14 protein-coding genes and 2 tRNA genes are annotated in these 12306 nt (G+C 59.0%); 2 read left to right on the top strand and 14 right to left on the bottom strand.

Annotation, left to right across the window (positions count from 1 at the left end):
• The first annotated feature begins 7 nt into the window (after positions 1-7).
• Entirely contained in the window at positions 8-280 is a 273-nt protein-coding gene (locus AC3WK5_RS13650; RefSeq protein ID WP_103317710.1) for a DUF3613 domain-containing protein, read from the top strand.
• Positions 281-475: 195 nt separating this feature from the next.
• Here the strand turns inward: AC3WK5_RS13650 and AC3WK5_RS13645 are convergent, their stop codons facing one another.
• From AC3WK5_RS13645 to AC3WK5_RS13590, 12 genes are all read right to left on the bottom strand, one after another.
• Positions 476-1438, bottom strand: a complete 963-nt coding sequence (locus AC3WK5_RS13645) for a type II secretion system F family protein (protein WP_103317712.1) — start codon at positions 1436-1438, stop codon at positions 476-478.
• A 29-nt stretch (positions 1439-1467) separates the two neighbouring features.
• Positions 1468-2454: a type II secretion system F family protein gene (locus tag AC3WK5_RS13640; RefSeq protein WP_103317714.1), complete on the bottom strand. Its 987-nt coding sequence runs from the start codon at positions 2452-2454 to the stop codon at positions 1468-1470.
• Positions 2451-3893 (bottom strand): TadA family conjugal transfer-associated ATPase, encoded by a 1443-nt coding sequence (locus AC3WK5_RS13635; RefSeq protein WP_103317716.1) that lies wholly within the window; start codon positions 3891-3893, stop codon positions 2451-2453. The genes AC3WK5_RS13640 and AC3WK5_RS13635 overlap by 4 nt, the downstream gene beginning before the upstream one ends.
• Positions 3894-3896: 3 nt before the next feature.
• Complete coding sequence (locus AC3WK5_RS13630; protein ID WP_103317718.1) at positions 3897-5120, bottom strand: AAA family ATPase; 1224 nt, start codon at positions 5118-5120, stop codon at positions 3897-3899.
• A complete protein-coding gene (locus AC3WK5_RS13625) occupies positions 5114-5608 on the bottom strand; it encodes a TadE/TadG family type IV pilus assembly protein (protein ID WP_103317720.1) in 495 nt (164 codons plus the stop codon). Before AC3WK5_RS13625 ends, AC3WK5_RS13630 begins: the two co-directional genes overlap by 7 nt.
• Positions 5608-6087, bottom strand: coding sequence for a TadE/TadG family type IV pilus assembly protein (locus AC3WK5_RS13620; RefSeq protein ID WP_103317722.1), 480 nt, complete (start codon positions 6085-6087; stop codon positions 5608-5610). The genes AC3WK5_RS13625 and AC3WK5_RS13620 overlap by 1 nt, the downstream gene beginning before the upstream one ends.
• Positions 6088-6095: 8 nt before the next feature.
• Positions 6096-7442: a pilus assembly protein TadG-related protein gene (locus tag AC3WK5_RS13615; RefSeq protein ID WP_103317743.1), complete on the bottom strand. Its 1347-nt coding sequence runs from the start codon at positions 7440-7442 to the stop codon at positions 6096-6098.
• Between the two features lie 67 nt (positions 7443-7509).
• Positions 7510-8331 (bottom strand): Flp pilus assembly protein CpaB, encoded by an 822-nt coding sequence (gene cpaB / locus AC3WK5_RS13610; RefSeq protein WP_103317723.1) that lies wholly within the window; start codon positions 8329-8331, stop codon positions 7510-7512.
• A gap of 15 nt (positions 8332-8346) precedes the next feature.
• Positions 8347-9678, bottom strand: coding sequence for a DUF8689 domain-containing protein (locus tag AC3WK5_RS13605; RefSeq protein WP_103317725.1), 1332 nt, complete (start codon positions 9676-9678; stop codon positions 8347-8349).
• Between the two features lie 2 nt (positions 9679-9680).
• Positions 9681-10211, bottom strand: a complete 531-nt coding sequence (locus AC3WK5_RS13600; RefSeq protein ID WP_103317727.1) for an A24 family peptidase — start codon at positions 10209-10211, stop codon at positions 9681-9683.
• A 30-nt stretch (positions 10212-10241) separates the two neighbouring features.
• Positions 10242-10442, bottom strand: coding sequence for a Flp family type IVb pilin (locus tag AC3WK5_RS13595; protein WP_103317729.1), 201 nt, complete (start codon positions 10440-10442; stop codon positions 10242-10244).
• A gap of 156 nt (positions 10443-10598) precedes the next feature.
• Positions 10599-10793 (bottom strand): Flp family type IVb pilin, encoded by a 195-nt coding sequence (locus tag AC3WK5_RS13590; RefSeq protein ID WP_103317731.1) that lies wholly within the window; start codon positions 10791-10793, stop codon positions 10599-10601.
• A gap of 431 nt (positions 10794-11224) precedes the next feature.
• On the opposite strand from AC3WK5_RS13590, the gene AC3WK5_RS13585 reads away from it, so the two are divergent.
• Complete coding sequence (locus AC3WK5_RS13585) at positions 11225-12091, top strand: helix-turn-helix transcriptional regulator (RefSeq protein ID WP_103317733.1); 867 nt, start codon at positions 11225-11227, stop codon at positions 12089-12091.
• 59 nt (positions 12092-12150) lie between these two features.
• Here the strand turns inward: AC3WK5_RS13585 and AC3WK5_RS13580 are convergent.
• Together AC3WK5_RS13580 and AC3WK5_RS13575 are read right to left on the bottom strand one after the other, a co-directional pair.
• Positions 12151-12226: transfer RNA gene (locus AC3WK5_RS13580), tRNA-Gly, on the bottom strand.
• A gap of 3 nt (positions 12227-12229) precedes the next feature.
• Positions 12230-12305: transfer RNA gene (locus AC3WK5_RS13575), tRNA-Glu, on the bottom strand.
• Position 12306: the final 1 nt, after the last annotated feature.

Genomic DNA, 12306 nt, shown 5'->3' with positions numbered 1-12306 from the left:
GTCGCAAATGAATACCAAGAGGCTGTTGATAGTATGCATGGCTTGCCTGTCCACGACCGCCTGGGCTATTGAGCCGGGCCCCTCTTCGGTGCCGCAACAAGGCACCGAGCAATGGATGCAACTACAGATTCGCGGCGTAGTGGCTTCCCCTCGACTGCAGAGCGTTTCGGCCACCGAACGTGATCTGTCCATGCAACGCTGGCTGGATAGCTTCACCCACCCGATTCCTGAACATTTTGACCAGAAGGCATCGGGAAGCATGAGCAACGGTGGCAAATGAGCCACGTCTGTGGGCGATCAGCCTCTGGCGTAGTCCAGCGTTACCTGGCGAGAACGCCGGGGCCAATAACGTACGTGGATAAACGAATAAAAGGCTAAAAGTGGATCAGGCACCGGGCCTGACCCACTTAAGATTTGCTCCACCCTCTGCTCCGACAGGAGCCGCCATCCTGCTTGGCAGCCCCCCTCGCTTATCTCACCCGAACGCTTTGAGCACCCCGATCAACGCCGGTCCAATAGCGACCAGGAAGAAGCTCGGCCACAGACAGAAGATCAGTGGGAATATCAGCTTGGTACCAATCTTCGCCCCCATTTCTTCGGCTGCCTGCGTACGCCGGTCGCGAAACTCATCGGCATAGATGCGCAGGGTATCGGCTACGCTGGTACCGAAGCGGATGCTCTGCCCCAACAGGCTGACCAACCCTCGCACGTCTTCCAGTCCGGTGCGCACGGCCAGTTGCTTGAGCGCCTCGGTACTGGTGATGCCGGCACGGATTTGCGCGTTGACCAGCGCCAGCTCCTCTGCCAGCTCGACTTGGCTGACCGCCATTTCCTCAGCCACCCGTTCGATGGTCGTGGGCAAGGCCAGCCCCGATTCCACGCAGACCACCATCAGATCCAGGGCATCCGGAAACGCGACACGCAGCCGGGTCTGGCGTAGCTGTTTGCGCTTGCCGATATACATCGCTGGCAGCAGCCAACCGACAGCGGCCGCCATGAGCACCAGCAGCAAGCCCAAAGGCAGAGACAGCCGGGGGATCAGCGGCAAAACCAGCAGGGAAATGCCGACCAATATCAGCGGCAACAGCAAGCGCACCGCCCAGTACATCTGCACTGCCGAAGACGAGCGGTACCCTGCGTGCATCAACAGCAGCTGGGTTTCGGATGCCTGAGCGGTTTCGGCGGAGCCAAAACGCTGGCCAACGCGCTCCAGCAACAGTTGCAGATTACCCGGCGCATCCGGGCCCCCTGCACTCCCGTATTGCCCCCGCTTGATCAGCGCAAGGCGACGCTGCATCGGGTCCTGAAGCCCCAACACCAGTAATATCACGGTGACGACCGCAAGCACCGTACTCACCCCTATCGCACTGACGAACAACAGGCGCGCCAGCGCCTCATTACCCGTCACCCGACCCAACAACCCGAGCAAATAGTCCATGACCTGCACCTCCTCGTAGCGAATACCGCTTAAACCTGAATCCGGATTATTTTGCGGATCCAGACAATCCCGACCAACATCGCGCAGAAAGCCCCGATGATCAGCTTGTGGCCGAGTGGATCATTGGTCAGCACAGGCAGGTAGCTGGGAGTCGTGATCAGGATCGCCGCCGCCAGCACGAAGGGAATTGACACCAGCACCCAGGCCGACATTCGCCCTTCGGCTGACAGAGTCTTGATCTTGCGCTGAAAGCGAAAGCGTCCCCGGATCAGCCGGCTCAAACGCTCCAGCACCTCGGTCAGATTGCCGCCAGTTTCACGATGGATAAGGATCGACGTCACCAGCATCATCACCGTCATGCTCGGCATCCGCTCCAGCAGGCCGAGCATGGCCCGGCGCACATCATTGCCATAGTTGATATCAGCAAAAGTCAGCCCGAACTCATGCGCCACCGGCCCTTTGTGCTCCTCGGCGACCAGCCGCAGGGTTTCGTTGAACGGATGCCCGGCACGCAGCGCCCGACACATGGCATCCAGCGCATCCGGCAAGCCCTCCTCAAACTCGGCAAAGCGTTTGTTGCGGTCACGGAGGATTTTCAGCAGCGGCAGCCAAGCCACCGCAAAGGCCACCGCCAACGCCATCCACCAGAGTGACGAGAGCAAGAAGACCAGGGCTCCCGCACCAACTCCCATGGCGATCCCGAGGAACAGTACCCGATAGGCCCGATATTCGTGTCCCGACTGCTCGATCAGTTGTGTCAGGTCCGCCATGAACGGCAGTTGCTCAAGCCAGGCCTCCAGTGGCGACAAGCGTGTCAGGTATTTCTGCCGCAGCACGGTCTGCATGTTGGGCAGGTTGTTGGCTTTCTCCAGCACATGCAGGCGACCGCGAATGCGCTTGCGCATCTTGCCCGCCTCACCGAACACCGGCACCACTACACCCTGGGACAGGAGGAAGACGGCGATAAACACCATGCCGAGAAAGATCAGAATGAATTCACCGGATATATTGTTCATGACTGCCGTGCCTCCATCCATTCAGGCCGGAACAAGTTCAGTGGCAACTCGATGCCACGTTTGGCCAACACGTCGCGAAAGGCCGGAATCATGCCGCTGGGCCGATAATCACCGAGCACTTCACCGTGTTCGCCAATGCCACTGCGTGCAAACGAGAAAATCTCGGTCATGGTGATGATCTCGCCTTCCATGCCGTTGATTTCCTGCACGCTGACCAGGCGCCGCTTGCCGTCCTCCTGACGTTCCAGCTGGATCACCACATCAATGGCCGAGGCGATCTGCTGACGCATGGCCTTGATCGGGAAAGTCGCACCGGTCATCGACACCATGTTCTCGATTCGCCCCAACGCATCACGCGCGGTATTGGCGTGGATCGTGGTCAGCGAACCGTCGTGGCCGGTGTTCATCGCCGTCAGCATGTCCAGCGCCTCGGCGCCGCGCACTTCGCCGATCACAATGCGGTCGGGGCGCATCCGCAAACTGTTGCGCACCAATTCGCGCTGGCTCACCTCTCCACGCCCCTCGATGTTCGAAGGACGGGTTTCCAGACGCACCACATGCGGCTGCTGCAGTTGCAGTTCGGCCGAGTCTTCAATGGTGACAATCCGTTCATTTTGCGGAATGAAACTGGACAGCACATTGAGCATGGTGGTCTTGCCGCTGCCGGTACCGCCGGAGATCAATACGTTCAAGCGTCCACGAACAATCGCCTTGAGCAGCAAAGCAATGGCCGGGGTCAAGGTACCGACCTGGATCAGGCTATCGGTATTGAGCAGGTCCACCGCAAAACGACGGATCGACACGCTCGGCCCGTCGATGGCCAGCGGTGGAATAATTGCGTTGACCCGAGAACCGTCCTTGAGCCGGGCGTCCACCAACGGCGAGGACTCATCGATGCGCCGCCCCAGACTGGAAACGATGCGGTCGATGATGTTCAGCAAATGCTGATCGTCACGAAAGCGCACATCGGTCCTCTGCAGCTTGCCAAAGCGTTCGACATACACCGAGGCAGAGCCGTTGACCAGAATGTCAGACACGGTGTGATCCGCCAGTAACGGCTCCAGTGGGCCAAGGCCCAGCACCTCATCGGTGATCTGCTTGATGATCAACTGACGGCTGACCGAACTCACGGGAGCTGAATGCTCATCCAGCAAGCGCTGGCAAATCTCGCGAATTTGCCGCGTGGCCTCGGCCTGCTCAAGGGAATCGAGCAAGGACAGGTCCATGACCTTGAGCAACTGCTGGTAGATTTTCTCCCGCCACTCGGCCTCCACCGGGGTGACCTGGCTTCGGGTTTCGTAAATAACGTCCGGAACCGAACGTTCCCACGCCATCAACTCCTCTGCCGGGTCCAGCAAGTCGTCACCCGGTTGCCCAAGCGACGATGCGGCGGGTTTACCGGACTGTTTGCGCAAGCGGTTACGAAAGTCGCTGATCATGGGTTATCCCCCGAAAAAACGGTTGAAGGCACGTTTGAACAAGCCTTTGTTCCCGGTCATCTGCTTACCGACCAACGCCTCGGACATCTGGCGTACGGCGACGCTGATCGGAGCCCGCGGTGCTTGCACCCCCAACGGCACGCCAGAGTTCTGACTCTGGCTGACCAGGTTGAAGTCGTTGGGTAATTTCAACAGGTTCGCGCAGCGTAGCGCCTCGCCGATATCCTTGAGGCTGATCGCTGCCGCCTTGTCATAGCGGTTGACCACCACCTGCAATTGATCCCCGCGCACGCCCAGGTCTTCGCGAAGAATCCGCGTCAGCGAGCTGGCATCGCGCAGATGGCTGACACTCTGCTGCACCACGACGTATACCCGGTCTGCCTGCTCCAGCACGGAGCCTGTGAGGTGGTCGATTTGCCGTGGCAGATCGACCACCACCCAGTCATAACTGGCGCGGGCCAACTGCAACAGGGCATCGAGTTGCTCGGGCTGGGCATCCTGCGGCAGACACAACTCACCGGCCCGCCCACCCAGCACATGCAAGGTCGGGCTGAAGTGGCTGCAAAAACCGCGTAGCGCAACGCTGTCCATGTCTTCGACCTGCTGCAACACCTCCAGGTGGCTGTGCGACTGCGCCACATCGAGGTAATGCGTCACGCTGCCAAATTGCAGGTCCATGTCCAAAAGCAGGGTATTGCCGCCCTTGACGCTAAGCTGGTGAGCCAGGTTGCAGGCCAGCAAGGTACTGCCGGAGCCGCCCTTGGCACCCATCACGGCAATCAGCTTCCCTTCTGCCCCACTGTTGACCCGGACCTCTGTGACCAGACGACTCAAGGCTGAAACCAGTTCTGTCTCGGCTATCGGTTCCGGCAAGACATCACGGGCGCCGGCCTGCATCGCCAGGCGCATGGCGTCCTGCTCGTTCAACAGGCCACACACCAGCAGCGGCGGACGCTCATGGGCCGGATGCTGTAACAGTGCCGCCAGCTCCTCACGCCATAGATGGCTGACACGCACCAATAACAGATCGGGCATCCGCTCCAGACCATAGAGCGGGTCGACATGCCCATTACTCACCAGGCGCGTGCTCACCTCCAGGCTCGGCATCCGCTGGCAAACGCTTTGCAGATCACGCAGTGCCGTGGCATCACGGCTGCTGATCAGCAATCGCAGCCCGGGCTTGCCGGTCGTCGCGGTGCTTAACGATGTTTCCTTTATATTCAGCATGGGGTGACCTCCCCTGACTCGGAATGATGCCCAAGGCTTTCGCGTGGCAAGGTTGCCCTGAAGGTAGGCAACGTAATGGGCACGCCAAACCCGGGGATAAACAGATTGAATACGTAGCTTTGCAGGCTCACCTGGACATAACGGATGGCACGGAATCCGGTGGCGCTGACGGTGTCGGTGGGGTTGCTCACCAGCGCACCGTTCGCGTCCAGGTAAGTCAGCGTCAGGTTGCCAGTGCCCAGATTGGTGATCAGCTGGCTGGTGCCGGTGTTGCCCGCGGGATTGAAGATCGCCCGCTGCAACACGATCGGATCGCTGATGTTGCACACCGCCGCCAAACGCGCACCGCGCCGCGCGGATTCATCGAGGGCATTGACCGTGAAGTACAGGCGGCCCATTTCCAGCACGCCGAACAACAGGACGAACACCAGCAAGCCGATGAAGGCGAACTCCACCACATAGACGCCGCGCATCTGTTTGCGATTCATCACAGAACCCTCATGACAGTTGTAGCGACCAGTGGAATGCTCAGTGCAATCGGATTGGCAAAGAGCCCGGTAATCGATCCGGTACAGGTGCTTGCACCAATCACCGGGCAGAAGGTATAGGTGATGGTGACCTGCACATGGTCGGTGCCCACGGCGGAGACCGCGACGTTACCGGTCGTCAACCCTGACACCACAGGCGTCCCGGTGTTGGCAGGCACGCCATAGACCGCGACGTTTTTCGTCTGGGTCTGCAGCGTGCTGCTTAGAGAGACAGTCCCGAGCGTCGAGTTCCACGCCTGGCTGGCGACGTAACGGCCGGCATCACGGCTGGCCTGTAACAGGGTGTTGTATTGAAAGAGCATGCGGCCAAACTCGCCAAGGGCCAGCAACAGCAGCAGCATCAACGGCAGGACGATGGTGAATTCCACCAACGCCATGCCTTGCTGGCCCTGCGGTTGTTTCAACGCGTGAAGTCTCATGACGCCCCCTACGAGTCAGTGCTCGGAGTGCCGCTGCCATTGATATAGGTTTTGTAGAGCTGAATGATCCGTGGGCCGGCATCACCTGAAGGATTGGGGCCGGGCACGTTGTCGCCTGTACACTCCTGCACGAACTGCCCGAAGATCTGCGCTACAGTCCCACCGACGCCGGCCGGCTGCACCACGAAATAGCAGCCAAAACCCAGGACTGGAATCGAAGTGGCGCCATTGTTTTTCCCGCTGCAGTCGCCAATCACGATTTTCAGCATCCGTCGCTCAAAGACCCCACCGCTCTGGCAGCCACTGCCCGAGCCGGCAACACACCCGGCGGAACTCGCCAGCCAGTCGTTGTAGTCCAGGAGCGCCGTACCGCCGGCGGAAAGATTGCCATTGTTCGATGTGACGGGCTGGCCCTGGTACTCCGCCCGTGGCGGCGTGCTTGAGCTGTTCCAGGTGATCTGCGGCGAGTTGTAGCTAACGATCAGGTCTGGCGGATAATCCGCGGCTCTGAGCCCTCCACTGTACTGGCCGAAGCGGGTGTTCAAACCTTGGGACACCGGGCCGACCTGGTTGCCCGGTTGGGTCGTGACATTTTGCCCGACGCTGCGGCACACCGAGCCGCCTCCGGCCAGATCCTGCCTGATCGTGCTGCCACCCGAACCAAAATCGAGCAGTTGAAAGTTGCCTGGGCCAATCGGGGACGTATTTCCGGCGCCCGATTTCAAATCCTGCAAATCGCCAAAGTGGTAGCCCCAGAACACCCCGGCGCTCGGGTTGTATTGAGTCGGGTCACCACAGACCATCAATGGCGCGAGATCGCAGGGGCTGGTGGGGCTGGGGCCGGCAGTGGCCATCGCCGCCACCGCCTTGTTGCCCAGGCCGGCAGTGCCCAACGACTGGACGAAACTCCAGAAAAACCCGGTCAGGCGATAGCTCGGCACCGTCACCCGAACGTAAGTGGCATCCGCCGGCCCTGGGTAGGAGAACGGTCCGTAAACGTTGTTGGCCAGTTCCACCACCGCGAAAGTGCCCGTGCTGCTGGCGATGGCCGTTGCCAGCTCGGTGTTGCCGGTGGCATTCGCATTGAGCGTCAGCGTATTCAGTGCGGCAGTGCGCGTTGTACTGGCAATACTGGTACCGCCGGTGACCTGACTCAGGGTTTTTGCGCCACTCAGGGCGGCGGCGTCCACCGCATTTTGCAGGCGGGTCTTGTTCAGCAGCATGTGGCTGCCATCCAGCGCCAATGCCGCCATCATGGTAATCGCCGCCAACGCGATCACCATCAGTACGGTCACCGATCCCCGCTGGCGCCTTGGCGTTACCGGAAACGGCCGTTGAATTCGAGAATTCATGATCAAGCCCTCATTTGCCGATACGGACCCGAATCGGCTCCGCCACTACCTGAGTACCCATTGCGCCTTGTCAGCGCACATTGACGACATGAGATTCGATGCCACGAATAACGGTGACAGCCCCGCCGTTACCGCTGCCACGGTGTACCACGCGTCTTGGCGCCGTTTCGGTGGCCATGGCAATGGTCTGCGTAACAGGCGCAGCAGGTGCTACAGGTGCGGGGGTCGGTTTTTTCGTGAGGTTCAGCGGGTTGCGCAGGGCCAGTTGCAACTTCCCTTCGGTCTGCGCGGTGACCAGGGCTTCCGCCTCGGTAGTGGTCATTTCCAGTGTCACGGCACGCACCACCACTGGCTGCGTCTTGTCGGTGCCTGCGGTCTGATCCACCGCCAACACACGCAAGTTTTCGAGGATGGTCCGCGACACGGCGTTGTTGTTGCTGCCGTTGGTTTGCTTGGTTGCCAGCACATCGACCCGGTTACCCGGCAACAGGAACCCGCCGACCCCGACCACATCGTCCACCCGTACCGAAATGGCGCGTTTGTCGGGAGCAATCAAAGAGGCCAGGGTGCTGCCACCCAAGTGTTCACTGAGGCGCGCGCCCCGCACGATGTCGCCGCGCAGGATGTCGAACGTGGCGATCTTGCCCACCGCCTTGTCGCTGGAATCGAAAGCATCGTCCGGGATCGTATCCATGGGCATGCGCACGGTCGTGACCTGCTGGGCCTCGACCATCTGTCCGAACGGAATCTCGACCGTGGCGACTACCACGCTTCGAAGGTGATCATCCGGGCTGGCATTGAGCCGTGCGCTCAACCAGGAGTTGGCCATCCATGCGGCGCCGAGGCCCATGACCAACGAAATACCAATCAGCGTTGCAGTACGAGAGCTCATGTCTGTATCTCCTACTCAAAGAAAGTCGAGCTGGACGAAGTAGTTGCTCCACGCCCATTCCAGTTCCTGCGGCGACAGTGGCCCGGAACCGCCCAGGTAACGCTGACGATCCAGCGCCATGTTCAGGAGATCGCGGGGATGGCAAGGCACCAGGGGCGTGCCTTCAATGGCGTAAAGTTTTTGCAGTACAAAGCGCACCAGCAGTGGGTCATGACGAATGCCCAGACGCTCGGACTCCTGCTGCCAGATCCGTTCGTACTCTTCGGGCTTCAAGTAACCGAATTGCAGCTTGTAGCCAATCCGGCGGAGAAAAGCCTCATCGGCCAACTCCAGGGGATTGAGGTTGGTGGAGAACACCAGAATCAGATCGAACGGCAACTCGCAATGCCGCCCGCCGCCCAGGTTGAGGAAGTCGCGCTTCTCTTCCATCGGGACGATCCAGCGATTCAGCAGCTCGGCGGGCGGCATGCGCTGGCGCCCCATGTCATCGATGATGAACAGGCCATTGCTGGCCTTGAGCTGCAAGGCGGCCTGGTACTGACGGGTGAAGGGGTCATAACGAATGTCCAGCTGTTCCATGCTCAACTCACCGCCGGTAATGACGATCGGGCGTTTGCAGCACAGCAGCCGACGGTCGATCCCTTCGTTGAGCATCAAATTGTTCTGTGGACTGCCATCATCCAGCCGCTGGTGTACCTGCGGGTCATAGATCTCGATCACCGACTCGTTGATCGCTATGGCATGGGGCACCCAGATGGCCTCGGCGAACAGGCGAATCAGCCGACTGCTGACATAGGTCTTGCCAGTCCCGGCGGGGCCATAAATCATGATCGCGCGCCCGGAGTTCAGCGCTACACCCAGTTGATCGAGCATCCCCTCCGTGAGCACCACACCGTTAAGTGCCGTGCGCATATCGTGCGCACCGATGCGTCCATGGTGAATGGTCTGCAGCTTGAGCAGGGAACGGTAGGCCTTCACCGGGAACGGTGCCGCGCCAATATAACCGCTACGCGAAAGGGCATCGCGGGCGGCACTGCGTCCACGGTCAGTCAGGCCATAGCGTAGCGAGCCACCTCCCGATTGCGCGCCCATCTGCCCAAGCACTTCGACACGACCATCCTTGCGCAGAAACGCCAGGACCTCCTCCATTACAGCACCGGTCAGTGCCAGGCGCTCTACCAGCCGTGGCATGTCCAGCACACCGGCGTCGTACAAATGCTTGCACACCAACTCACCGAGAAAACTGTCCGTCAGACCCGTCTCGCTGATAGTGCACGGCTGGGGAGCCAGTCGCTGCACCGCTGCTCGTTCATAGTGGCAGGCATCACTCTCGACAATGACGTGCATGGCTAACCTCCCAACCCACCGGCAAAGAGTTGCCAGTAAACGGTGTATAAAGTGCCGAGTAAAATGGCAATCGAATAAGGGAAAGGCTTGCTGGCCACCTCGTCTGAAGTTGGCGCCAGATAAGACTGCGCCCTCAAAATCAGCCAATAGCGCCCCAGGGTCTGTACCAACTGACCGCGAACCAGCACTATCAGGAAACCGCACACGCCACCGGCGATCAGGCTGAATAAAGCGGCCCATAACGCGTAATGGAACGGTAGGAAACTGCCGACCATGGCCATCAATTTGACGTCACCGGCGGCCATGCCACCCAAGGCGTACATGGGCAGGAACAGTGCAAAACAGATCAGGATGCCCAATAGGCCGTCTCCCAATCCGCTCACACCTCCCGAATACATCTGACCGGCCAATCCCAAGGCCAGTCCCAACAGGACCAGCGTGTTGGGAATACGGTGGCGAAGCAGATCGCTCACCACCGCCACGCCCAGTAGTCCTATTAGCAAAATGGTAGAAACCAGCAGTTCCGTGGACATGGCGTGCCTCCCTACCGTAAGTTTTTGTTGTCAGCAGGGGGTATTAGCAGCACTAGTAACCGCGCCGCACAGCGCCCTGATTTTGGTATCCACTGCGCCGCCCAAAGCAACAAACGCTGCAACAACAGCGATCGTAATCAAGCCACCTGCCACCGCGTATTCCACAATGGTCAAGCCGTTTTCATCTTTGGAGAACTTCACTATCGAAGTTCTTATTGTTTGCAGAGTCATTTTGCGTACCTCACTTCAGCGGTTACACCGTTCAGAACGCCCACTGGCAGAGAACGCGCGAAGTCCATTGAGTTATCCGGTAGCTCTATCAGCAAAAAAGTAGCAACCAGTTATTCCATGGATGTCGCCGCGTGCCTCCACCGTGAGTTTTCGTTGTTAGCAGGTAGCAGTGCCAGAAACCGCGCCGCACAGCGCTCTGATCTTGGTATTCACTGCGCCGCCCAAAGCAACAAACGCCGCGACAGCAGCTATCGTAATCAGCCCACCGGCCACTGCGTATTCCACAATGGTCAGACCGTCTTCATCTTTGGCGAACTTCAGTACCGAAGCCTTGATAGTTTGCAGAGTCATTTTGCCCACCTCACTCGAATGTTGTTCTTCCGGGGAGCAGCACTTTTTGCACTGCTTGTAGCTACCTTAGTCAGGGCTCCCCCAAGGGGGTTAGGAGGATTTTGCGCATCGCTAGGACTTTTTTGCGGGCACTACCAATCACTGGGTAATTGGCGTCTGTAGAAGGAGAAGAAGGGAAAGGAAAGGCTCTAAACAAGGAACAGCGGGCAAAGGCTATTGCCCTTGTTTCACAAGCGATGAACGGTTGATCCTGTATCCGCCGCCAACACGCCAATAAACAACCGCCCGACACTGACTGACAGCAAACCATAGAGCGAATAGAACTAAACTCGGGTTTTCTTATCAGGATTTAGTCTGCAAAGCGATATCACATTGACAATACTACTCAGCGGATAGAGGCACGAAGAACCTCAGAAGCCAGAGCTAAACACATGACGTCAAACGTGATCAGGAAACCATCACTACTCTGGTTCGATCGGACCCACGATCGGTCCACCCCGGAACTCATGGCGCAGTTCGAGCACGCCTGCGACTGCAAACTGGCGAAAGGCTCCACATTTTCCAGCGGGATGCAGGCCGACATGATCTGCATCCATTTTGATCGCCCCGACACACCCGGCCTGAGGATGCTGCTGGAGATCAAACGCACCGCACCGGCCATTCCGATCACCATGTTCACCGTGCAGCACTCCGAAGAGCTGGCCGTATGGGCGATGCGTTCGTGTGTCTGGGAATACATGGTGCTGCCCCTTTCCTCCGCCGAAAAGAATCGCTACCTGACGGCTGTCATTCAGTTGCATGAGCTACGCCGCAATGTTCGCGACCAACGCAAGACGATGCAGATCGACCACTCCCCGACCCTTCCGGGCAGTATCCGGATGACGCCGGAACACCAAAAACACCAGGCGTTGAGCAATGTGCTGCTGTACATCGATCAGCACTTTCGGGACAACATCGATCAGCGGGATGTGGCCAAACGCTGCGGCATGACCACCTTTCGCTTCAGCCGCCTGTTCAAGGAAGCCTACGGTCTTGGCTTCATGGATTACATCTTGAACAAGCGCATGAACTTTGCGAAGGAATTGCTCGGCAACAGCCAGATGCCCATCACCAGCATCGGCTATGAAGCCGGTTTCAAGGACCCTTCCTACTTCGCTCGGGCTTTCAAGCATTTCGCCAACTGCACACCCAGCGAATACCGCTTGGCGCACCAGCAGCTTAGAGCGTCGGTAGTTGCAGAGCTGGATGAAACAACCGCTGAAGTGCTGGATAACCTGATCCATAGCCTGGGAGGCTGAGGGACTTTTATAACGCGCACACAAAAACGCCGCTCAGTGAGCGGCGTTTTCGTTAAATATGGAGCGGGAAACGAGACTCGAACTCGCGACCCCGACCTTGGCAAGGTCGTGCTCTACCAACTGAGCTATTCCCGCAAATGGCGTCCCCTAGGGGACTCGAACCCCTGTTACCGCCGTGAAAGGGCGGTGTCCTAGGCCACTAGACGAAGGGGACA

Source organism: Pseudomonas sp. FW306-02-D09B (genome assembly GCF_058782685.1).
Note: the sequence above shows the minus strand (reverse complement) of the source record. Positions and strands in the feature narration are given on the sequence as shown.

Coding starts and splice junctions, on each gene's coding strand:
- AC3WK5_RS13650 (WP_103317710.1), top strand. CDS start 8: ATGAATACCAAGAGGCTGTTGATAGTATGCATGGCTTGCCTGTCCACG.
- AC3WK5_RS13645 (WP_103317712.1), bottom strand. CDS start 1,438: ATGGACTATTTGCTCGGGTTGTTGGGTCGGGTGACGGGTAATGAGGCG.
- AC3WK5_RS13640 (WP_103317714.1), bottom strand. CDS start 2,454: ATGAACAATATATCCGGTGAATTCATTCTGATCTTTCTCGGCATGGTG.
- AC3WK5_RS13635 (WP_103317716.1), bottom strand. CDS start 3,893: ATGATCAGCGACTTTCGTAACCGCTTGCGCAAACAGTCCGGTAAACCC.
- AC3WK5_RS13630 (WP_103317718.1), bottom strand. CDS start 5,120: ATGCTGAATATAAAGGAAACATCGTTAAGCACCGCGACGACCGGCAAG.
- AC3WK5_RS13625 (WP_103317720.1), bottom strand. CDS start 5,608: ATGAATCGCAAACAGATGCGCGGCGTCTATGTGGTGGAGTTCGCCTTC.
- AC3WK5_RS13620 (WP_103317722.1), bottom strand. CDS start 6,087: ATGAGACTTCACGCGTTGAAACAACCGCAGGGCCAGCAAGGCATGGCG.
- cpaB (WP_103317723.1), bottom strand. CDS start 8,331: ATGAGCTCTCGTACTGCAACGCTGATTGGTATTTCGTTGGTCATGGGC.
- AC3WK5_RS13605 (WP_103317725.1), bottom strand. CDS start 9,678: ATGCACGTCATTGTCGAGAGTGATGCCTGCCACTATGAACGAGCAGCG.
- AC3WK5_RS13600 (WP_103317727.1), bottom strand. CDS start 10,211: ATGTCCACGGAACTGCTGGTTTCTACCATTTTGCTAATAGGACTACTG.
- AC3WK5_RS13595 (WP_103317729.1), bottom strand. CDS start 10,442: ATGACTCTGCAAACAATAAGAACTTCGATAGTGAAGTTCTCCAAAGAT.
- AC3WK5_RS13590 (WP_103317731.1), bottom strand. CDS start 10,793: ATGACTCTGCAAACTATCAAGGCTTCGGTACTGAAGTTCGCCAAAGAT.
- AC3WK5_RS13585 (WP_103317733.1), top strand. CDS start 11,225: ATGACGTCAAACGTGATCAGGAAACCATCACTACTCTGGTTCGATCGG.